The sequence below is a fragment of the Rhodococcus sp. P4_F3_2 genome (genome assembly GCF_056401335.1).
The window spans coordinates 174,189-194,880 of the sequence record NZ_JBFUJN010000005.1 but is presented as its reverse complement, the minus strand read 5'-3'; the positions used below and the strand labels follow the sequence as shown (position 1 = coordinate 194,880).

The following is a 20,692-nucleotide window of genomic DNA, read 5'->3' as shown; positions in this document are numbered from 1 at the left end:
ACGGCGCTCAGGCGCCGACGGTGACTTCCTCGCTGTTCATGCCGGAAACGTGGCCGTCGGCGCCCTCTCGCCAGTACCCGACAACATTGTGCTTGTCGCGAGCAATTCCTCGAACTTCCCTCAGATGCTTACGAATACGACGGCTGGTTGCGCTTTCGCACGCCACCCACGCGTAGACGTCGGCCGATTCGGATTCGGGAAACTCGACCTTCTCCACAGCTTCGAACAGCGCGCTCGGCGCCTTTCCGAGGCCACTCCCCACGAGCCACGTGTACGTGACGTCGCCGTGAGTGACAAATTCCTGTCGATCCTCTTCGGTTTCGACCTCGATGATCGCCTGTGCGACATCGCCCTCTCGAAGTTCTTCGACAATCCTGCCCAGTCCGGGGAGACCCGTGGCGTCTGCGACCAGCAGCTGCCAGCGAGGACCCGCCGGTGCTTGGTAGTGGGACCGCGAACTGTCCGACCAGAAGACGCCTAGTAGGTGACCTGGTTCGGCCCGCAGGGCCCAATCCGCTGCAATACCGCCAGGGTGCACGACGAAGTCGATGTCCAGACGTCGGCCGCCGTCGTGCACCTTGCGCACGGTGTAGTGCCGCCACGGTGGCTCGGTTCCGAGATCGGCCTTGCCGTAGTCGGGATTGTTGAAGTAGTCGTAATCTGCTTCTGTTTCACCGGGTTTCGGGAACGCAATATCGATGCGCTCGTCGCCTTGTCCGCCGGTCGGCCAGTGCCAGTCGCCTTCTGCCTCGATGCTGATTCGCCGCATGTGCGGGGTCAGGGACGTGACGGTGACAACGCGGGCGGGTTCGCAGAAAGACATGCCTCGACCCTATTGGTCCTGCGTGTCGAAGTGGAGACAGATGCTGTCGCAAGACGGACATCGCGCGCAACCGAAAATGCCAGCGTATGCCCCGGGGCATGGTTATTCCCCGGGGCATACGCTGGCATTTTCAGTTATGCCCGTTCAGGCTGCTGTGGGTGGGCTGTTCCCGCCGATCGGCTGCTGATAGGGATCGATCGACATCGGCGGATAGAACACCGTCTTCCGATCCGGGCCGATCTCCACCCGCCACTCCGTATGGTGCAGCGTCCGATGATGATGACCACATAACAAGATCAGGTTGTCGAGATCTGTTGGGCCACCATCGTTCCAGTGAACAATATGATGGGCATCGCACCACCCCGACGGCGTGCCACACCCCGGAAACGCACACCCGCCATCCCGAACCGCAAGAGCCCGCCGCTGCGGCACCGTTGCTGTTCTCGCTTCCTTACCGCACTCGAGCGGAACACCGTTCTCATCCAACAAGATCCGCGTGACGGTGCAGTCGCACGCCAGCATCCGGGCAGTGTCGATGCTGATCGGGCCCACCCAATCCGTCCACGCGAACCCCAGTTCATCGGTGGACGGCAGGAGGTCTTTCAACGCTTGGAGGTCCGTCATGTCTTTCGCGGACGCGGTGACCGTGATGTGTGGTTTCACGCCGCCTTCGATCGGACCCAACCCCGCCCGCTCGTAACGGCGCAACAGTTCGCAAAACCCGTCCGCCCGCCGTAATGCAGGCGTGCGGGTGTCCTTGACACCGTCCTTCTCCGGTGTCGGAGCGGACAGGCTCGACAGCAACGTGATCAACCGTGCCCCGTTCACAGCATCCAGATCACCCTTCACAGAGACCCGCCCGTACAAGCCTTTCGAGGCGTAGAACTCGTTACGTTCGGAATCCTCGCCGACCGGGACGCCATCCTCGCGCTTGCCGTACTGCTTCTCGATCCGCCGAATCGCCGCCCGCACCGCATCACAATCCGCAATGTTCTTCGACGCCAACCCCAACAAGATCCCGCGAGCCTTGTCCACATCCGCCAGGGTCATATTCTTCGGCGGATGCTGACAAAACGACGCCACCTGACGCGCCTTCAACGCATCCACATCACCACGATGAAACGCATCGCCCACAACAGGTTCGAGCATCAACAACCGCGCCAACCCGACCAGCAGACTGCACTCACCGATCTCCAAATTCGTCGAACCATGCAACCACTGCGCGATCGCCCGAAAACCCTTCCCGCCAAGAACCTCACGGGAAAACATCTCCACGATCAACAACACCATCCGCGACTGCAACTCGTGCCGGACACGCGCCAGATCCAGAACCTCACTCTTGAGGTCCTCACCATCCAGCTGCCACGCATCCCGACTGTCCATGAAGCAATCATATTCGAACAGAGTTTCGAACACAAGAGAATTGCAAGCGAAAATTACTGCTGTCCAGCTACTTTCGACAATTCGGACAAACGTCAGATCGAACCCAGCTCCCGCGCACGAGCTACCGCCGACGTCCGCGACTTCACGCCCAACTTGCCGAAGATGTGGACCAGATGCGATTTGACCGTGGTCTCGCTCAGGAACAGTTCTTTACCGATCTCTCGGTTGGATCGACCCGCCGCCACCAACTTCAGCACTTCGATTTCCCTTGGACTAAGGCTGGTTTCGGGTTTGCGTACCCGAGTCATGAGCTTCGACGCGATGGCGGGGGAGAGAACGCTGTCCCCGCTTGCGGCGGCGCGGACGGCCGACAGCAACTCGACCGGGGGTGTGTCCTTGAGCAGATAGCCGCTGGCTCCGGCTTCGACGGCGCTCAAGATATCCGCGTCCGTGTCGTAGTTGGTCACAACGAGTACGTGCGGCGGATTCGGCAGCGCGCATACCGCGCGGGTGGCGTCGACCCCGGTCTTGCCTGGCCCGAACCGCAGGTCCATGAGCACGAGGTCGACCGGCGTGGTGGCGCAGAAGGCTATGGCTTCCTCGGCGGTCCCTGCTTCGCCGACCACCTCGATGTCGGATTCGCTTTCGAGCAGCGCTCGCAGCCCGGCGCGCACGATCGCGTGATCGTCGGCGAGCAGCAGGCGGATCACTGTTCACCGACATCGAGGGGAAAGGTCACCGCGACGGCCGTGTGTCCCGGCTCCGACTCGATGGAGAACGTTCCGCCCTGCAGTTCGACGCGTCGTCGAATTGCGTTGAGGCCAAACGATTCCGCCGGTCCACGTTCGAGAACTTCTACGTCGAAGCCGCGGCCGTTGTCGACCACGTCGAGGCTGACGGTGTTGTCGGAATACGTCAGTGTCACAGCCATTCTGGTTGCATCCGCGTGGCGGAGAACATTGGATACCGCACCCTGGGCGATGCGCACCAGTGTTGCTTCGAGGGGCATCGGCAGCCGGATTGCCTCACCTTCGACCACGGATCGCGCTTCCAGTTCAGGACTGCTCGCGCGTTCACAGATTCGACGAAGCGCATCGGCGAGCGACTGACCGTCCAGGGCCGCCGGTGTCAATTCGGCTATGAGTTGGCGGGTTTCGGCAAGACTGTCCGCTGCAGTTTCCCGTGCGAGGCTGATCTGCCGGATGGCCGGGCTTTCCGGATCGGCGCGTTCGGCAGCGTGGAGGAGCATCTGGATGCTCGAAAGTCCTTGGGCCACGGTGTCGTGGATCTCGGCCGCGAGCCTTTCACGTTCGGCGAATTTTCCGGCATCGCGAGACGTCGACGCCAATTCTTCACGGGTGTTCATCAATTCGTCGATGAGACGACCGCGCTCGGCTGCCTCCCGGTACAGCGCCTGATATCCGAGACCGATAGCAACGGCTACGGCGGCGCCGATGATCGGACCGACGGCGCCGGCCACCGTCCACCCACGATGCAATCCGGTGCCGATCACGGCGACGGCCGTCGCCGCGGTGACGGCCAGCAGGCTCCAGGGGCGCCGCAGAATATGGAGATAGAGGAAGAAGAGTCCGAACGCGAGGTAGGCGGCGTCGGCGGATACCGCCATCGTCGCGATCCAGACGAGGGTCAGCACGGCCAGCCACCAGCGGGCAGCGTTGCCGCGCAGCCTTTTGGCAACCCCGAAAAGATAGACGGCAACAAAGATCACGGCCAACGCGATGATTGTTGCGGTCAGGTCGGATTCGTCGATCAGCGCTCGAAGAAACACCACACCGGCCAGCGCCATGACAAGGACATGCAGGCCCAGTTGTAGGCCGGCGAAGACAGGCGTGAGCGGAGATCGGTGCATCTCGCCCAGCTTAGCGAGGTTCGGGCCTGGTTCATCCATCAAAAGTTGTAAACCGGGATGGTTCTTTCGAGCGCTGGAATGTCGATCCGAGGTGCGATGGAAAGAGTCTGCATCCGCGAGAGCGTAGAGGCAAGCACAGGAAAGGAATTCACAGTGTTTGTCGCAATGAGGGACTTACGGGCAGCGCGAGGTCGTTTCGCGCTGATCTCCGTCGTGGTTCTGTTGGTTGCACTTCTGGTCAGTTTTCTCAGCGGGTTGACTGCAGGACTTCGCCATCAGAACGTGTCGGCCATCGAGGCCATGAATGCCGACACGGTGGTGTTTGCAGACACCGGAGCTGGGGCGTCGTTCGACGAATCGGCGCTCACGCAGGACCAGGTCAACGCCTGGGCCGGGGCCGCGAAGGATGTCGATCCCATCGGAATCGGCCGCGGGAAGGCAGGATTGGCCGACGGAAATCAGAAGTCGGTGGCCCTGTTCGGTGCTGACGGCGGTTTCGGTGACGTGACGCCGTCGGCGTCAGGCACGGTGGTGTTGAGCGAAGGTGCCGCCCGCGATCTGGGGGCGGGCGCCGGCGATCAGGTGAGCGTCGGTACGCAGCAGTTCACCGTCAGCGACGTTCGCGGTGACGACTGGTACAGCCATTCGCCCGTCGTCTGGATGACGCTCGGTGACTGGCAGGCGGCCAATCCACGCGGCGGAGTTGCGACAGTACTGGCTGTCACCGGAGCCTCTGACGCTTCCGCAACGGACAAGTCAGCCGTGACGACGTCGACGACGGTCAGCGGTTCGCTCGACGCGATCGGTTCGTACAAGTCGGAAAACGGGTCGTTGACGCTGATGACGCTCATGTTGTTCGCGATCTCGGCCCTGGTGATCGGTGCGTTCTTCACGGTGTGGACGATCCAGCGAACCCCGGACATCGCGACGTTGAAAGCGCTCGGCGCAACCACCGGTTCTCTGGTGCGCGACGCACTGGGCCAGGCGCTCATCGTTCTGATCGCCGGCGTCACCGTCGGAATCGGGCTGACGGCCGTGGCCGGCTCGCTGATCGGAGACGCCATGCCGTTTGTCCTGGACGCATCCACGACCGTCGTACCTGCCGTGGCATTGATCGGACTCGGTCTGCTCGGCGCGGCCTTTGCACTTCGATTCCTCTCGACCACCGATCCACTCACAGCATTGGGGAGCGCACGATGACCATGACAACCGGCACCACAGTTCTCGACATCCAGAACGTCGATCTGACGTTTCCCGACGGGCAATCGCGGGTGACGGCGCTGGACGACGTGTCTCTGCGACTGCACCGCGGCGAGATCGCCGCAATCACCGGACCTTCGGGTTCAGGCAAGTCCAGCCTGTTGGCGGTGGCGTCGACCCTGATCCGTCCGGATTCCGGGCACGTCTATCTCCGGACGCCGGAAGGCAGCACCGACATAGCGGCGCTGAGTCGGAGGGCGGCGTCGGAATTGCGACGCTCGTCGATCGGAATCGTCTTCCAGCAGTCCAACCTCGTGTCGTCGTTGACGGCTCTGGAGCAGCTCGAGGTGATGGCGCATCTGGGGCAGTCCGTTTTCACGTCACGGACCCGTCGCAAGGCCGTGAAATCAAAAGCGATGGATTTGCTGGACGCTGTCGGGCTCGCGGATCAGAGCGGAAAACGACCGTCTCAGCTGTCGGGTGGGCAGCGACAGCGCGTCAATCTCGCGCGAGCATTGATGAACGATCCGCAGCTTCTGGTGGTCGACGAGCCCACCAGCGCGCTCGATCAGGAGCGCGGTGCCGCTGTCATGGATCTGATCATCGGGGTGGTGCGGGAACACGAGGCGGCAACCCTTCTCGTGACACACGACCGAAGTCACCTGTCTCGGATGGATACTGTCTATCGTGTTGTTGACGGTTCCTTGGCGGAGGACCAGGAGGCGCTCGCGGCGTAACTCAGGCGGGCACGATTCGGGCATTCGTCACTGCATCCGGGCGGGAAGTCAACCCGCGATTTGCTGGGCAGTTAGACTGTTGTCGACTCGGGCAACTTGAGAGGACGTGTTATGGAACGCCGCCGCAATGTTGCGCAGCCGCCACAATCGCCGATTGCGGATCTGGAGCAGATGCCTGCTCTGATTCTCCTCGACAGGCTTCCGGTGCCGGTTATGGCCGTTCACCGCGACGGCAGCATCGTTTTTGCCAACCCGTCCTTCGCTGACATGCTGGGATATCCCAAGAAGGCCGTCTCGGCTTTGCGTTTGCAGGACATTCTCTACGACAAGGATGCCGACGACGTCAGTGCCGAGCAGGCTCATCGTGAACTGAGTTCCGAGCCGGGCTCGGTCAAGGAGTTCGTGCACTCGGACAGCACATTGGTGCGCGCGACGGTCAGTCAGTCTCTGCTCCGACGGGACGACGACACGATCACCCTCGCCGTCCTTCACGATCTGACGGAACGCCTGTGGAACAACCCACGGCACATCGACGACAAGCCCACCAAGTAGTCCCAGCTACTTCCGGGATTTGACGGTTCGGTCCAGGCCCAGGGTGGCGGCAAGGGTGTTGACCACCCATTCTTCGTACTTTTGGCCGGTCCAACCCGCGCCGACCACGAGGTCTGTGTACGTCTCGGGACTGAGCAGCGTGAGTGCGACGTTCACGGCTGTTTCGAGGTCGACGGTTGGCGCTTTTTCGACGATGCCGACCATCAGATGTTCCTGCACCGTGCGTCGCTGAGTGCGGTTGATTTGCCAAAGGCGGGCGGCGTCCTCGTCCGCGGAAGCAGCGGCCCGCAGGGCCAACAGGATGTCCGCGGTACGCTCCAGAATGAGCCGTCCGTGGTGAACCTGAATCCGGAGTTGCCCGAGTGGATGTGGGGCGCCCAGTGCCGCCGCCACCCACGGACGGTCGAGAGTTGCCGTCTTTTCCTCGTCGCCCGCAACGGCCACGTCGAGCAGTGCTGACAGCACGCTCGGCTTGTTGCCGAACACAAAATAGACACTCTGCACCGACACGCCCGCCGCCGCGGCAAGCTGTTTGATCGTGGCGGCCGCGTAGCCGGGATCGACAAAAACTTCACGCGCTGCCTCGATGATCTTGCGCCGCGCCGACGTGTCTTCCCGAAGTACCTCAGTCATGATTAGAGTCTAACTCTAGAGTCGAACTCTAGCGACTCGGGAGGCGAAATAATGACGAAGGTTCTTGTACTCGGTGGCTACGGTGCCGTCGGGATTCCCCTGATGAAACAACTCGCGAAGGTCCCCGAAATCTCCGCGTACTCCGCCGGGCGCGATCGTGCTCGCGCTGACGTCGTCGTTGATCTTAAAGAACCAGGCGCGTATTCGGCTGCGGTTCGAGACTTCGATGTCGTGGTGAATGCCTCGGGTTTCGAGGATGTTCGCCTGGCAGAAGAAGCGGTACGCGGTGGGGCGGCATTCGTCGACATCACGGCAACCTCGAGCTACTGCGAAGAACTGGAAGCGGTCGACGGCCCAGTTCTGATGGGCGTCGGATTGGCACCGGGATTGACCAGTGTCCTTGCCGCCGAAGCGCATCGACTCGGCGACGGACCCGTGGACATCGTGATCGGCCTCGGCGGCGGAGAACTACACGGACCGGCCGCGACGGCGTGGACGTACGGGATGTTGGGAACGAGGTTTCCCGATCCCGACGGGCGATCGATCCGGAACTACGCCGGGATGAAGACGTTTCGGATGCCGGCGGACGCGACCGGCTACCGCACCGGTCCTGCTGTGCGGGCCGATTTTTCGGACCAACATGCCCTGACGCGCGACCTTGGCGTACCGGTGCGGACGTACCTGCGATTGGACACGTCCACAGCGACACTCGGGCTTGCAGCCATGACGTGGGCGCCCGCCCTCCAGAAGGTTGTGCCGAAGAAGCTGTGGGGTTCGGATCGTTGGGTTGCGATGGCCCGAACGGATACCGTTCCGGCGCTGTGGGTTTCGGGGCGTAGCCAGTCGGCCGCGACGGCAACCATCGCCGCGCGTGCCGTGCAGGTGATTCGAGACCGTGCAATCTCGAAGCCGACGTGGTTTCACGCGGTGGAGACCGCAGAGTCGTTACAACTGGCAGTTCCGGAACTGTCAGTGCGGCAATGGGATGGTGCGAATTGGATGTCCGGCAAGACTGTCGACTAGTCGTGGTGATCCGAGAAACGGCAATCCGGCGGCCGCATTGGTGAGACAACCGGGTACGACGGCGCGGACGACATGCAAGCCAGCGCGGAGAACATCAGCAGTGGTGAGGTCGACCCATGCCGGCCTGAAACCCGAGCCTGTCAGTGCGCTTTCGGTGTCGATGGGTGACGTCAGAGAGTCGAGGTCCACCTCGCCGACGACGGCACCTGCCAGCTCACTCTCGAATCGTGCTTGGATCTCCGGGTCCAGGTGGAGCTGCAAGTGGCACCCGTAATCCATCACGTCGGCAAAGTCCGATCGGTAGGCGCCTGCATAGCTTCGGTCAGCTCGCCAAGGCGCAAGCGGGCTGGTCGGGGAGGCCGCGGCTCGACCGATGCCGCTCTCCGGGTTGTCGTAGTCGGCGGAAAGCAGTTGCAGCTGAAGCGCTTCGCCGAGCGACTTGAAAGCAGCCGTCTGCGCTTCTTCGTGGCAGGCGGTACCCATGGTCGAGTATCCGGTGAGTCGGTCGTGGACGAGGGCGCCGAGCACCGGGATGCCGAAATCGCTGTCGAATGACAACCACCTGGTCGAGAGGCTGCCGTGATTGCCCAGGCGGCGAAGCACCTCGGGGATGCCGGTGACTATCCGAACGCCGCGTCTTCCGGTCCAGGAAAGCGTCATCGCGTCGCGCTCGACTATCTCGCGCAATGCATTCCGTATCGCGAATTCCGTCGTGGGACCGGCAGCGAGACCCGCCTGCGCTACTGGAGAGATCGCCGGACCCGTCCGGGCGACGAAATGAGGATACGAACCCCAGACGAGTTCGGCCGGTACCCAGATATCCGAACCCGTGATCAGGTCGACTCCGCGAGTCCAGTCCAACTCGAGATCGTCGGTTGGTTCGACGAACGGGAACTGTGGCCGCGCGTACTGGGCGGCGTCGAAACGCGCGAGTTGTGACAGGTCGATGCTTGCTCCGATCAATGCATCGGCCGACCCGCGGACGATCGGTTTGGCGACGATGTTCCCGCAATATCGTTCCACCGCTTCGCCTATCGCAGCTGCGGTAGGCCGCGCACGGTCACCCAGATCGAAGCAATATCCGGCGCCCGCCGAGTCGCTGGACCAGGGTGAGAAGCGTGCCGAGTCGGAGGCATACGAGTGAATCAGCTTGAACTCCGGCGGAAAGTGCTGGGGAACAACGGCGTCGACCAACTCTCGAATGATCCCAGTTCGGCGGTCGACGAGCAAAGACCTCATGCGAGAGGGACCGGCAGATGCAGATGGGTGGTCGATGCGCTGGTCAATCTGCTACCTCCAAGAAGGGGAAAAGCTGCCGGCGCATTGTTGTAGAGGCCGGGAGACAGGACGCGGACGACGTGCAACCCGGCAATCGAGATGTCGCGGGTGGTGAGATCGACGGAAATCGGTTGGTACCCTCGAGACGTCAGAAGGGCTACCAGAGAAGCAAGATTCACAGGATCTTCGTCGGGAATCTCTGATACCGAGCGTGTTTCGGTGTAATCGAAGAGATGCTCTTCCGCTGCCCCAGCCATCACGGGGTCGAGATACAGCTGGGCGACGGTCGGCAGATCGACGACGTCCTTCCACTGCGCATCGAACTCGTCCCGGTAACGACGGTCGGCCCGAAAGGGTTTGTACAGGTGCGCCGGCAGCGTTCCGTCCGCCACGCTGCGCCAGGTCGGCCCGTCGGGGTCGGCGAGGTCGATCGTGATGGCAAGTACGGCGTACGCCTCGACAAGGGCCTTCGAGACTGCCGCCTCCACCGTTGGTCGACAAGCTGTGCCCAGCGCGACCAATCCACGTCGGTCATCCCGGATCCACACTGCGGCGACGGGAATGCCGAAGGGGGAGGGGAGCAGAAGCACTCGAACGCTCCGAGTGTCGCTCTCCAGATCCCCGAGTTGGCGGTGCACAGGTAACCGCTCCCAGTCGGCGAGTTCGATTGCCGGCTGTGACCGGTCCCCGCACCACCACAGTGCGGTGGCATCGCGTTCGAGAAGTTCCAGCAGAGCTGACATCTCGGCCTCGGCGCGTGAGCGTCCCGCGGCGATTCCGGCGTACTGCAACGACGCGATCGGTGGTTCGCCGCGACGGGTGCCGGTGTAGTACCCGAGATAGGTCAGGGCGGCTGGCACATAGGTGGGCACTTTTTCGTCCATGGTGTGACCCAGCGCCCAGCGGATTTCCAGAGCCGATGTGAAGGGAACAAAGGGGAATCCGGGAAGGCGGTACTGGTCCTCGCTGTACAACGCAAATTTCGCGGGATCGACGACCCGTGAGCCTGCCAGTTCCAGCGCTGACGCACTGCTGCGGATCAGATCTTCGGGGACTACGTTGCCGCAATATCTTTCGACAGCCTCACCGGTTGCAGCACCGCGAGCTGCTGCGTCGTCGCGTATCGAAGCCCCGAATCCGTAAGGGTCCGCGCGAAACAGTGAACCGCTGCCGCCGAAGTTTCTGGTGTCGGCCACCCTCGCGGCCCAACCGACCCAGCCCGTCGGCATGTCCGAGCGAATGTGTGGTTCCAGTGAGGTCAGCACGCCGCTTCGGGCGTCGACCAGCAAGTCATCCACCGGCAGTTCCTCCGAGTATCGGCAGGGTCAACGACCCGGAAAATGATTGGTGCAGTGCGGTACTGCGTGTTCCTCGATAGCGATCACCGTCTCCGAGATTGTGTGCGAGGCGGGGGAAATCCGAGCCGGCGATCCGCAGCGTCAAGACATCACCCGCGCGCACGGTGTGCAACACGGGATCGAGATCTATGGTCAACGTGCCGGAGCAAAGGCTGACGCCGGCCCCACGAGCGATCGACCTGGTGACTCCGGCGCTATCGACGATGCTCAGCTCGACGATCCAGTCAGCTTCGCCCTCGGGCGAATGCACTGTCAACTCCACCGAAGGCATTCCCGACAGCACACACTCGACCTCCATGTCGAAAGTCCAGACAACACAGTCGTTTCGGCCCTCGTCTGCGTGGTGCGTGAAGTTGAAAGGCGCCGTCCTCGGGTCTGGTTCGAGACGAACGCGATTCGCACCCGTGACGTACGGTTCGGTCGACCATTCGCCGGCACCCCGGTCGAATACCCGATTGATGGTCACGGGCCGCGCCGAGAATATCGATTCCATCCACTCGACCTGAAGGCGGCCGAAACTTGTCTCGCCGACCCTTCCCGGGCGGAGGTCGTGCGCCCAGGGGCCCACGATCAAACTCTGCGGCCCGCGCCACACGGATGCGAAGTGCCGCAGTGTCTCCCGAATCATCGCATCGTCCCAACCGCCGATGTGCAGCCCGGCGACGTCGAGTTCGGAGAGTTCGTCCGCGGACACCAGATCATCGCCACCGAAGTCTTCGCGTTTACGGGCGCGAAGGATCGGCGTCAACCAGCCCGGTGAATCGGAGGTCAGGCCAACCTCCTCGATCATCGACTGCACCGGGAGATGTTCCAGCAAAGACGAATCCGAGCGCATCAGGGCATGGATGAAACCCTCACGAGAGGAAGACGAATCTCCGTGCTCGCCCCACCACGCCAGATGCTCGGCGAGGAGAAGTATCCCCGAGGGATCACGTTTGACGCGGTCGCTTCCGATGGTCGGCACTTTGGAGACGACGCCGCGAGCACGAAATGCCCGATCGGCGCTGTTGGTCTCGGCAGCAAACGCCCACGCAGTTCCTGCCGCATACGAAGCCCCGCTTGCGATGACGCACTCCGGTGTCCACGGCTGATCCTGCAGCCACTCGGCAAGGGCGGCGCCGTCCTCGCGCTCGTGGAGGTACGGTTCCCAAGATCCGGTGGAATCGTGCCGTCCACGTACGTCCTGACAGATGAAGGCAATTCCTCGCGATCGCCATTCGACCCCCTCGGCCAGATGCCACCCGCGTCCGTACGGGGTGCGGATCACGATCAGTCCCCGAGGTGAAGAATCTGGGAGAAGCACATCCGTAGCCAGCGAAGAACCGTCTGCTGCCGGGATCTTCACTCCGAGTGAGATCACCGGAGCGTCGGCGAAGGCTCGAGAACGCCGCCCGGCAGAGGTAGCACGGGATGGCGAGTCATCATGAGGGTTCGTGGATTCATCCGGATCTGGTGGTGAAGGTGTGATGGCGGTGCGCCGTAAGAACTAGCCACGACGTCCGAACATGCAAGTGCACTGACCATTGCGGCTGTGGTGGGTGAAAGTCCAAGCGGACGACGTTCACTGTCGGCGAGGTGGTTCCACAGCGCCAGAAGGTGATCCGGTACGCGTGACGCGGCTAGCCGTCGACCGCAGACGTCCCGGTAGCTCGCGCTGTCGATGCCGTCGAAGAAGGGACCGATGCAGATCTCACCCAGCTCTGCGTGGACGCGTTGCCACGGAGTTCGGCTGTGGCGGCACCAGGTATCGAGTTCCGACCACGCGTCGTGAGGAGGAGCGTCGGCAACCGACAGTACGAGGTCCGAAGACGCAACGTCGTCTTCGATTGGCGCAGTGGTGGATACGACGTCGAGGTCCGGAAGAGCCTTGGAGAGCAGAGCGATGCAGGCATCGGCAACGGGTCCGACCCCGTCCATCAGCACACGCTGTGGACCCGGAATCTCTGGCACTTGACCTGGAACAGCCAGCACGCCGCGAGAGACGAGAGCGTCGGCGATCTCGATCGCTCCCGGGCCGAGCACCGAACCAGAGCGCCTGAGAAAGTTGTCGAGTTCCGCGAGGTCTTCGGCCGGCGCACCGATCGTGACCGCGTTCTCGTCCGGTGTCAGGTAATGCCAAGTACCGTCCGGTGTCGGATACAGCTGGTGTCCGTCGGCGAGGGCGTACACGGATCTCCTTGTCGGTGCCCGCACCCGACGAGTCGGATGCGGGCGGGGTCATCGGCAGATCAGACCGTCGAAACGGTCCGGATCAGGGAAGGTTTCAGCTCTGGAAGCTGAACGGGTTGTCGACGAGGGCGTTGGTGCCCACACCCTGCAGAGCATGTGCGGACGTCGCCTCGGCAACCGGCTCGAAGGTGAACGGGTTGTCGACGAGGGCATTGGTGCCGACGCCCTGGAGTGCATTGGCCGGAGCCGAGTTGGAGACGCTGTCGAATGAAATGTTGCTCATTGTCATCCCTTCCGTAATGGAAACCATTTCCATTACGATGCCACCGTACGAAAGATCGCCACGGAGAGCAACAGGTACAAGAGAGTGCATACATGAGCGAGACCTCGACGACGGGATCCGCCGAAGCGCAACCACATGTGTTTCGGGACAGATCGTTTCGATTCTTCTTCACGGCTCGCACGATTGCCGTGGCCGGTGCGGCCGTCACCGGAGTGGCAATGCCGATCCTGGTGTTCGACATCAGCCGGTCTCCGTTTCTCACCTCGCTCGCGGCTGCGGGGACGGTTCTGCCGTACCTCGTGTTCGGCTTGTTCGCGGGCGCCGTGGCAGACCGAGTCAACCGGCGGACAGTCATCCTGTGTGCGCAGGCCGTCGCTGCTCTTGCCTTGGCGAGCATTCCGGCGGCTCAGGCGCTCGGTGTGTTGACGGCATGGCACGCGGTCGGCGTATCGATGTGCATCGGAACGTGTTTCGTGTGGTTCGATGCTGCAGCTTTCGGAGCCTTGCCTGCGCTGGTCGGTCGGCAGAGAATACCGGCCGCCAACAGTGCGCTGTGGACTTCCAGCACGCTCGTCGATGTTGCCTTTCCGGCTATTGCCGGAGTGCTCGTGGCATCGATCGGCCCGGCCTACGCATTGGGTGCTGATGCACTGGCCTACGTATTGGCCGGGCTGGCCATGGCGTCGATCGGAGCCTCGTTCTCGAGTACTCCTGCGGCGCCGAAGAAGTCGGAACCCGGAATTGCGCGTGACATACGCGAAGGCCTCAGCTTCCTCTGGCAGTCTCCGCTCCTGCGAGCCTTGACCGGCGTCGGCTTCGTCAATTCGCTGACGCAGGGTGCTGTCACGGCGCTCCTGGTGGTGTACGCGTCCGAGAGGCTGGGGATTTCGACGTCGAGTCCGATGATCGGGGCCGTGTGGACAGCAGTCTCCGTGGGTGGTGTGGTCGGCGCAGTCTTGCTCCCACGCCTACCGGCCCCGTGGCCGGTCGGCGCGATCACGGTCGGTGCGTTGACCATCGCCCCGGTGGTGCTGTTCGTCGTTGCGACAACCAGCAACACCGCCGCCGCGATCACCGCTCTGACCGTCTACTCCGGCTGTGCGACTGTCACGATCCTCAACGGCATCGGTGCACGTCAGCGTCTGACTCCGGATCGTCTACAGGGGCGCGTGAACACCACGGCGAGGATGGTCGCCTGGGGTGGTTCGCCGGTGGGTGCCTTGATTGCCGGGGCAATTGCAGGACGATGGGATATCGGCACCGCCTACCTCGTTGCGTGCAGCTTTGCGCTGGTCGGGGCACTCTTCGCGTGGGTGAGCGCCCTGCGGACCGACCCTTGTCCGCACAGATGAGCATGTCACTATTAATGAAAACGACTGTCGTTATGGTTAGATCCACCTGTTCATCCCTGTGAACCCCTACCTATTCAGGAGTGCGATGACGCTGACCAGCGAAGCAGTACCTGATGCCCCGTCGCGTGCGCATCCCGTCGGCGACCGCGGATACGTCCCGTTTCTGTTGGCCACGGCCGTGGTTCTTGCCACCGTCTCCACCGTCGCGGTGTGGTCGGGCGCTGCGTCGCTGTCCTTCGCCGACGTATTCGCGGTGTTGTACGCGCACGCCGGTGGGCCGCCGGTCGACCCGCTACTCGACCGGATCGTGTGGGGACTGCGGGTCCCGCGCATTCTGATCGCAGCACTGGCGGGTGCCGGGTTGTCACTGGCCGGCGCAGTGCTGCAAGCGTTGGTGCGCAATCCGATTGCCGATCCGTACATCTTGGGTGTCGGTTCGGGAGCGTCCTTCGGCGCAGTGCTGATCATGACGACGGGCATCGGAACCGGCCTGTCGATCGGTGTTCCGGTGGCAGCCTTCCTGGGGGCCATGGTTTCCCTGATCGCGGTTCTCGTACTGGGTCGGCGCGAGGGAATGCTTGTCCCGCTGCGCATGGTCCTGGCCGGAGTTGCCATCGGCTATCTGCTTTCGGCTGCAACAAGTTTCGTGCAGTTGCGCGCCGATCCGAGTCAGCTTTCGGGAGTGCTCTTCTGGTTACTCGGTTCGGTGAGCGGGGCAGGTTGGTCGGATCTCGGTGTGCCCGCCGCGGTGATCACCGTCTGTGCGGCAGTGCTGTTGACGCAGTCTCGCCAACTCAACGCGCTGGCTATGGGAGACGAGAGCGCGCAATCGGTGGGCATCGACGTGCGCCGTACCAGGTTGCTACTGCTGGTGATCGCGTCGTTGCTGACCGCGGTTGTTGTATCCGTTGCCGGCGGAATCGGTTTCGTGGGGCTGCTCGTGCCGCACGCCGTACGACTCCTCGTCGGATCCGACCACCGCAAGCTGCTGCCGGCAACCGCGCTGGTCGGTGCAACCTTCCTGGTGATCGTCGATCTTGCGGCCCGGATGTTGGATGCGCCCAACGAATTACCACTCGGAATCATCACCGCCGGATTGGGTGCCCCGTTCTTCCTCTGGTTACTTCGACGCGACGGAGGTGCGCAGTCATGAGATTGTCGGCCAGCGGGATTCACGTCGTTCGAGGTGGGCGTCTGGTGGTTTCCGGCGTAAATCTCGAAGCGCCCGAGGGGAGCGTGGTCGGACTCGTCGGGCCGAACGGCAGTGGAAAGTCCTCCCTCCTGCGAGCGTTGTACCGCTCGATGAAGCCGAGAAGCGGAATCGTGAAGGTCGACGAGGAGAACGTGTGGGACGATCTCTCACCACGATCGGCAGCACGCATCATCGGTGTTGTGGGGCAGGAGCATTCATCCGACTTCTCGTTCAGCGTCCGCGAGGTGGTGGCGACGGGCCGGACGCCGCATCACAGCGCATTCTCTCGACTCGGTGAAATCGACCGGGACATCGTCAGTGCCGCACTGGCACGAACCGGTATGCACGGCTTCGGATCACGACTCTTCGCCGAACTGTCCGGGGGAGAAAAGCAGCGTGTGATGTTGGCCCGGGCGATCGCTCAACAACCGTCGGTGCTGGTCTTGGACGAGCCCACCAACCACCTCGACATCCGAGCTCAACTCGAATTGATGGAATTGGTCGCCGAACTTGGTACTACGACGATTGTCGCGATCCATGAACTCGCCTTGGCCGCAGCGTATTGCGACTACGTCTGTCTGCTCTCCGGCGGGGTAGTTGTCGCGACAGGACCAACGGCCGAGGTCCTCACCGAGGACCTGCTGTCCGAAGTATTCGGGGTTCAGGTGCATCTCGGCACTCATCCGTTGACCGGGCGTCCCTTGCTCTCGTTCGCGCCTCCGCTCCTACACACGAAAGAAGCAGTGTCTTGAAATCCTCGATACGTACTGCCGCGCTGTTGTGCTCGGCCGTTACCGCCACTGCGGTACTGACCGCATGCGGAAACTCCACGGCGGATTCGGCGACGTCGTCGTCCGAGAAGATTTCCGTCACCAATTGTGATCGCGAGGTCACGTTGCCCAAGACGGCGGAGCGGATTGTCTCGCTGTATCCGTCGATGACGGAGCTTCTGATTCAACTCGGTGCCGCCGACCGCATTGTCGGACAATCGAATACCGACCTCTCTCCTCCCAGTCCCGAACTCGCGGATCAGTTCGCGGCCGTGCCGGTACTGAGCACCGGAGTTCCCGCGAAAGAAGCATTGCTCGACGCCCGTCCGGATCTGATCGTCTCCGACGGGGAGTATTGGTTCGACGGTGACCGACTGCAGAGCATGGACGAATTGCGTGACCTCGGCATCCCGATCTTCGTGAACAGCGGCTATTGCCACAAGGCGGTCACCGAGGGGCGGATCGACGACGTCTGGTCCGACATCGACGGTCTCGGTGCCCTGACCGGAACAAGTGACGAAGCAGCAATTCTCCTGGCAGATGGCAAGAAGTCGCTCGCAGAAACCGAGGCATCCGTGGCCGGGAAGGAGCCGGTTGCCACTGTGATGGTTCAGGTTTCGGAGGGGCAATCCTACGCTCTGGCGAGGGGCCTCTACAGCAGCGTGCTCGAGGCGGCCGGGGGAAAGAACCTCTACGAGAGCGACCTTCCGGATGGGAAGTACTTCGGCCAGGTAGCCACCGAATCGATACTCGCGAAGTCGCCGCAGGCAATTCTTGTCGTTTACTCCACCGAGTCGGCTCGGGAATCCACACTCGAGGCTGCTCGCACGGCATTTGCCGGGACGCCTGCCGCGACGTCGAATGCGATCTTTGCCGTCCCGGAGGCGTGGTTCGCCGGTGAATTGGTGTCGATCGACGGAGCTGCCGAGGTATCTCGCCTGCTGCACCCGGGTTCGTGAGGTCTTGACCGCCCTCGAGCGGGTCGAGGCCGTCGTATCGCTGCATGCTGCGCTGGACCGGACGGTGGCTCCGTCGGAGCTACCGTTCGACGAGGGCGCACTGCCCCCGGTGACGTCTGAGTTCGTTGAATTACCGGCGCCGACGCCACTGCCGGCCCAGGGCTTTCCGGATATCTTGCAGGCACGACGGAGCCACTACAACCCAGCGCAAGTTGCTTTGGGAATCGATGAACTTTCAAATGTGCTGCACCACAGTCTGGTCAGCAGCCCGACGGCCGGTGGGATGCGCGAACTGACGCTGTCGTTTGTTGTCAGCCAACCCGGACACTCGCTTGTAGCCGGGGTGTACCGGTACATCCAGGAAGGCCGTGCTGAGGCCGTTCGGCCGGGTGGCGTACAAGGAAACCTTCGAGCGAGCCTTCTCCAGCCCGAGTTCGTCGACGTGTTCCCGGTTCTTTTGTTTGTGGTCGCCGACGTGGAAGCGCCGCTCGAGAAGTACGCGATGCGGCACTACCGCACGATGCACGTGGATGCCGGTGTGCTGGTTCAGAATCTGTACCTTGTGACCGAGGCGATGGGACTTGTGGGCTGCGCCATCGCAGGATTCACGGATGCGCGAGTGGCGTCTCTGTTGAATCTCGCGACGACGCAGCTTCCCGTAATGGCTTTTGCACTCGGGCGGCCCAGCTAGTTCAGCCGAGGATGCGGGCCTTCTGGGTCTCGAACTCGGCCTCCGTCAATACGCCGGCATTCTTGAGTTCGCCCAGCTTGGTGAGCTGTTCGAGCTTAGCGTCCATCGACATTTCCGATTCTGCCGGAGCTGCCTGCGGCGGGAGGGGCGGTAGATCGGGAATCGGCGGCACCGGCTGGACCTGCGCTGCGCGGGCCTGATCTTCGGCGGCCCAACGGGTCCGCTGACGGCGCTGAACATTGCCGTGAATGGAGCTTGCGACGGCTACCCGGCCGGCTCGCCTCAAGAAACTCATGCGTCCTTCTCCGTGGTATCCGGTGCGGTGTTGTCCAGTGCAGCAGCCAGTTCGTCCACGCTCAGGTGACCTTCGGTGACAACCTTTGCGCCGCTGCGGGTCCAGGCCTCGATGACCGGCAGTATTGCCAGTTCCTCGTAGACGAGTACGGCGGCAACACTTCCGGCAGCCAACTCTTCACCAACGGCAGCGATGTCGCCGGCGTCGAGCAGTCCGGAGGCAGCGCCGTCGAACTGCGCCAAATCGAAATCTGCGAGTTCGAAGGTGGACGCGGGTACGACGGATACCGATCCGTCGGCGGCTTTGGTGACGAACTCGAGGTCGAGGATGCGGATCACTCCGGAGTCGACGAGAGCGAGCAGCTGCTCGAATCCCGCGGAGGTCGGTGCACCGCTGGGAAACTCGACAGCAACGTACTCGATCGGACCGAATTGGTCTTGGTTGGACATCGGTTACTTCTTGCCCTTCGTGGGTTGCGGTTCTTCCAGAGCAGGTACTTCGTTGGGCATGCGCCCGGCCGGAATGATGGCGAGCAGAGAGAGCCCGGCGAGTACGAGCAGCGAGGTTCGCAGTGCGCGCAGGCGCGCTTCGGTGTTGATCCGGATGGCTTCGTCGATCTGTGCCTGTGTCGCGGAGGTGTTTTCGAGCGTCACGACGAGTTGATCGTTGGGGACGAAGTTGACCTGGTCGAGATTGATCCCTGACTCGACCTTGAGCGATGCCGGGATGGTGGGGTTGTCGATCAGCTGCGAGCTGACGAGGGTACCCAGGATTCCGACGGCGAACACGCTGGCCACCGCGATGCCGACACTGCCGGACATGTTGTGTACCAGTCCTCGCCAGGCGCCGACGTCACCGGCCAGTTCCTTGGGAGCTGCGGTGAGGAGGGTGTTGAACACCAGCGCAACGATGGCGCCCTGCCCGAGGCCGAGGGTGATCAGGCCGATGACAACAAAGATCTGATGCCAGTCACCACGAATGGTGAAGGCCAACAGGATGAGTCCAGCGGCAACAACGACGAACCCGGCTCGTGCGATCAGACGCGGGGAGTACGTCTTGTACAGGCGCGCGACGACGGTGCTCGCGATGAAGATCGAGAGTGTGTACGGGATGATCGAGAACGACGTCTGCAAGCTGCTGCGGCCCTGGATGATCTGCATGTACAGCGGAATGAGGAAGTTGGCCGCGGTTCCCACGAACATCATCGTCGCCATGCAAATCGTGGTGGCGCGCTCGGCGCCGGTCTTGAGGACGTCGAGGTTGAAGAGCTGAGGCTTGTTCTGCGCCTTGCGGCTTCGCGTCCACTGGAAGAATCCCTGCGCGCAGATGGTGCCGAGGACGATCAGGATGGCCGCGGGTGAAACACCGATGACCGAGAACGGCGCAGCGTCGGTGGCCAGGATGACGCCCCACGAGTTCAGGCCGCTGAAACCGAAGCTGAGCAGGATGACGGCAACGGCAGCCAGTGCGGCGCCGGCCCAATCGATGGTGATGTCCTTCTGCGGGGGAACAGGTTTGACACGGAAACTCAGGACCAGGTTGACCACGGCGAGCGCCACGACGAGGGCGAAGGAGTAGCGCCACCCGATGGTCGTCGCGAAGGAACCGGCGATGAGTAGTGCCAGCACACCGGCTGCGGGGATTGCTGCTGCCAGGTAACCGATGGCCTTTGCCTGCTGATCGCCATTGAAGTTCGTGGCGATGAAAACCGTCAACGCGGGGGCGATGAGAGCGATCACGGCGCCGGACGCGGCTTGCGCCACGAACAGCATTGCCGGGCTCTGGCTCAGAGCGACCGCAGCCATCGCGAGACCGTGAATCGCGACGGCAATCTGGAAGACCAAACGCGTCCCGTAGCGGGCGCCGATCTTGGCGCCCAGCAGAATGAAGGCAGCCATGGCAAAGGTGCCTGCGGTGATCGCGGTGCCGACACTTGTTGCAGGAGTGTCGAGATCGGTGGTGATGCCGGCCATCGAGACGGTCAGCGCATTGACGGCGAACGACGCCTGAATCTGCGTGAGGACCACCACGATCAGTGGTAGCCAGGAGGCGGTGGTTACGGCGGCCGACGTATCGGCTGCGCCAGGCTTTACGGACATCATGGGTCACGCCTTCCTCGACACT

22 protein-coding genes are annotated in these 20,692 nt (G+C 62.6%); 9 read left to right on the top strand and 13 right to left on the bottom strand.

Annotated elements, in window-relative coordinates; translation table 11 throughout:
• Positions 1 to 7 precede the first annotated feature (7 nt).
• The 4 genes from AC1DWA_RS07270 to AC1DWA_RS07255 form a co-directional block, all read right to left on the bottom strand.
• A complete protein-coding gene (locus AC1DWA_RS07270; protein ID WP_477846502.1) occupies positions 8 to 823 on the bottom strand; it encodes a siderophore-interacting protein in 816 nt (271 codons plus the stop codon).
• Between the two features lie 144 nt (positions 824 to 967).
• Entirely contained in the window at positions 968 to 2,206 is a 1,239-nt protein-coding gene (locus tag AC1DWA_RS07265; RefSeq protein ID WP_477916549.1) for an HNH endonuclease signature motif containing protein, read from the bottom strand.
• Between the two features lie 92 nt (positions 2,207 to 2,298).
• A complete protein-coding gene (locus AC1DWA_RS07260) occupies positions 2,299 to 2,916 on the bottom strand; it encodes a response regulator (RefSeq protein WP_019746299.1) in 618 nt (205 codons plus the stop codon).
• Positions 2,913 to 4,115, bottom strand: coding sequence for a sensor histidine kinase (locus AC1DWA_RS07255; RefSeq protein WP_021332670.1), 1,203 nt, complete (start codon positions 4,113 to 4,115; stop codon positions 2,913 to 2,915). The genes AC1DWA_RS07260 and AC1DWA_RS07255 overlap by 4 nt, the downstream gene beginning before the upstream one ends.
• Before the next feature lie 114 nt (positions 4,116 to 4,229).
• Between AC1DWA_RS07255 and AC1DWA_RS07250 the strand changes: the two genes are divergently transcribed.
• The 3 genes from AC1DWA_RS07250 (at position 4,230) to AC1DWA_RS07240 (ending at position 6,565) form a co-directional block, all read left to right on the top strand.
• Positions 4,230 to 5,276 carry an ABC transporter permease gene (locus tag AC1DWA_RS07250; protein WP_029254139.1) on the top strand — a complete coding sequence of 349 codons (1,047 nt, stop codon included), beginning with the start codon at positions 4,230 to 4,232 and terminating at the stop codon, positions 5,274 to 5,276.
• The gene (locus AC1DWA_RS07245) at positions 5,273 to 6,013 is read left to right on the top strand and encodes an ABC transporter ATP-binding protein (protein ID WP_020968047.1); all 741 of its coding nucleotides are present in this window, start codon (positions 5,273 to 5,275) and stop codon (positions 6,011 to 6,013) included. The genes AC1DWA_RS07250 and AC1DWA_RS07245 overlap by 4 nt, the downstream gene beginning before the upstream one ends.
• Before the next feature lie 111 nt (positions 6,014 to 6,124).
• Positions 6,125 to 6,565 carry a PAS domain S-box protein gene (locus AC1DWA_RS07240; protein ID WP_003943598.1) on the top strand — a complete coding sequence of 147 codons (441 nt, stop codon included), beginning with the start codon at positions 6,125 to 6,127 and terminating at the stop codon, positions 6,563 to 6,565.
• 6 nt (positions 6,566 to 6,571) lie between these two features.
• On the opposite strand, the gene AC1DWA_RS07235 is transcribed toward AC1DWA_RS07240, so the two are convergent.
• The gene (locus AC1DWA_RS07235) at positions 6,572 to 7,198 is read right to left on the bottom strand and encodes a TetR/AcrR family transcriptional regulator (protein WP_019746303.1); all 627 of its coding nucleotides are present in this window, start codon (positions 7,196 to 7,198) and stop codon (positions 6,572 to 6,574) included.
• A gap of 51 nt (positions 7,199 to 7,249) precedes the next feature.
• On the opposite strand from AC1DWA_RS07235, the gene AC1DWA_RS07230 reads away from it, so the two are divergent.
• Positions 7,250 to 8,221, top strand: a complete 972-nt coding sequence (locus tag AC1DWA_RS07230; protein WP_113683414.1) for a saccharopine dehydrogenase family protein — start codon at positions 7,250 to 7,252, stop codon at positions 8,219 to 8,221.
• On the opposite strand, the gene AC1DWA_RS07225 is transcribed toward AC1DWA_RS07230, so the two are convergent.
• From AC1DWA_RS07225 to AC1DWA_RS07205, 5 genes are all read right to left on the bottom strand, one after another.
• The gene (locus AC1DWA_RS07225; protein WP_113683415.1) at positions 8,168 to 9,460 is read right to left on the bottom strand and encodes a YcaO-like family protein; all 1,293 of its coding nucleotides are present in this window, start codon (positions 9,458 to 9,460) and stop codon (positions 8,168 to 8,170) included. The two genes, AC1DWA_RS07230 and AC1DWA_RS07225, sit on opposite strands and share 54 nt — an antisense overlap.
• Positions 9,457 to 10,797 (bottom strand): YcaO-like family protein, encoded by a 1,341-nt coding sequence (locus AC1DWA_RS07220; protein WP_113683416.1) that lies wholly within the window; start codon positions 10,795 to 10,797, stop codon positions 9,457 to 9,459. Before AC1DWA_RS07220 ends, AC1DWA_RS07225 begins: the two co-directional genes overlap by 4 nt.
• On the bottom strand, positions 10,790 to 12,217 hold the full coding sequence (locus tag AC1DWA_RS07215) for a CocE/NonD family hydrolase (RefSeq protein ID WP_477846199.1): 1,428 nt from the start codon (positions 12,215 to 12,217) through the stop codon (positions 10,790 to 10,792). The genes AC1DWA_RS07220 and AC1DWA_RS07215 overlap by 8 nt, the downstream gene beginning before the upstream one ends.
• Positions 12,214 to 13,026, bottom strand: a complete 813-nt coding sequence (locus AC1DWA_RS07210; RefSeq protein ID WP_021332675.1) for a hypothetical protein — start codon at positions 13,024 to 13,026, stop codon at positions 12,214 to 12,216. Before AC1DWA_RS07210 ends, AC1DWA_RS07215 begins: the two co-directional genes overlap by 4 nt.
• Before the next feature lie 94 nt (positions 13,027 to 13,120).
• Positions 13,121 to 13,309 carry a streptamidine-related RiPP repeat protein gene (locus AC1DWA_RS07205; RefSeq protein ID WP_003943543.1) on the bottom strand — a complete coding sequence of 63 codons (189 nt, stop codon included), beginning with the start codon at positions 13,307 to 13,309 and terminating at the stop codon, positions 13,121 to 13,123.
• 92 nt (positions 13,310 to 13,401) lie between these two features.
• On the opposite strand from AC1DWA_RS07205, the gene AC1DWA_RS07200 reads away from it, so the two are divergent.
• The 5 genes from AC1DWA_RS07200 to AC1DWA_RS07180 all read left to right on the top strand — a co-directional run bounded on the left by AC1DWA_RS07200 (position 13,402) and on the right by AC1DWA_RS07180 (position 18,273).
• Positions 13,402 to 14,661 carry an MFS transporter gene (locus AC1DWA_RS07200; RefSeq protein ID WP_477846198.1) on the top strand — a complete coding sequence of 420 codons (1,260 nt, stop codon included), beginning with the start codon at positions 13,402 to 13,404 and terminating at the stop codon, positions 14,659 to 14,661.
• Between the two features lie 85 nt (positions 14,662 to 14,746).
• Positions 14,747 to 15,814, top strand: a complete 1,068-nt coding sequence (locus AC1DWA_RS07195; protein WP_477846197.1) for a FecCD family ABC transporter permease — start codon at positions 14,747 to 14,749, stop codon at positions 15,812 to 15,814.
• Positions 15,811 to 16,605 (top strand): ABC transporter ATP-binding protein, encoded by a 795-nt coding sequence (locus AC1DWA_RS07190; RefSeq protein ID WP_477846196.1) that lies wholly within the window; start codon positions 15,811 to 15,813, stop codon positions 16,603 to 16,605. Before AC1DWA_RS07195 ends, AC1DWA_RS07190 begins: the two co-directional genes overlap by 4 nt.
• Positions 16,602 to 17,582 (top strand): ABC transporter substrate-binding protein, encoded by a 981-nt coding sequence (locus tag AC1DWA_RS07185; protein ID WP_029254147.1) that lies wholly within the window; start codon positions 16,602 to 16,604, stop codon positions 17,580 to 17,582. Before AC1DWA_RS07190 ends, AC1DWA_RS07185 begins: the two co-directional genes overlap by 4 nt.
• Positions 17,583 to 17,586: 4 nt before the next feature.
• Complete coding sequence (locus AC1DWA_RS07180; protein ID WP_477846195.1) at positions 17,587 to 18,273, top strand: SagB family peptide dehydrogenase; 687 nt, start codon at positions 17,587 to 17,589, stop codon at positions 18,271 to 18,273.
• A gap of 1 nt (position 18,274) precedes the next feature.
• Here the strand turns inward: AC1DWA_RS07180 and AC1DWA_RS07175 are convergent, their stop codons facing one another.
• The 3 genes from AC1DWA_RS07175 to AC1DWA_RS07165 are packed head-to-tail and all read right to left on the bottom strand — an operon-like array spanning position 18,275 to position 20,670.
• Entirely contained in the window at positions 18,275 to 18,568 is a 294-nt protein-coding gene (locus AC1DWA_RS07175; protein WP_019746316.1) for an SHOCT domain-containing protein, read from the bottom strand.
• Positions 18,565 to 19,017, bottom strand: a complete 453-nt coding sequence (locus AC1DWA_RS07170) for a DUF6325 family protein (RefSeq protein ID WP_097388068.1) — start codon at positions 19,015 to 19,017, stop codon at positions 18,565 to 18,567. The genes AC1DWA_RS07175 and AC1DWA_RS07170 overlap by 4 nt, the downstream gene beginning before the upstream one ends.
• A gap of 3 nt (positions 19,018 to 19,020) precedes the next feature.
• The gene (locus AC1DWA_RS07165) at positions 19,021 to 20,670 is read right to left on the bottom strand and encodes an MFS transporter (RefSeq protein WP_021332682.1); all 1,650 of its coding nucleotides are present in this window, start codon (positions 20,668 to 20,670) and stop codon (positions 19,021 to 19,023) included.
• Between the last annotated feature and the right edge of the window lie 22 nt (positions 20,671 to 20,692).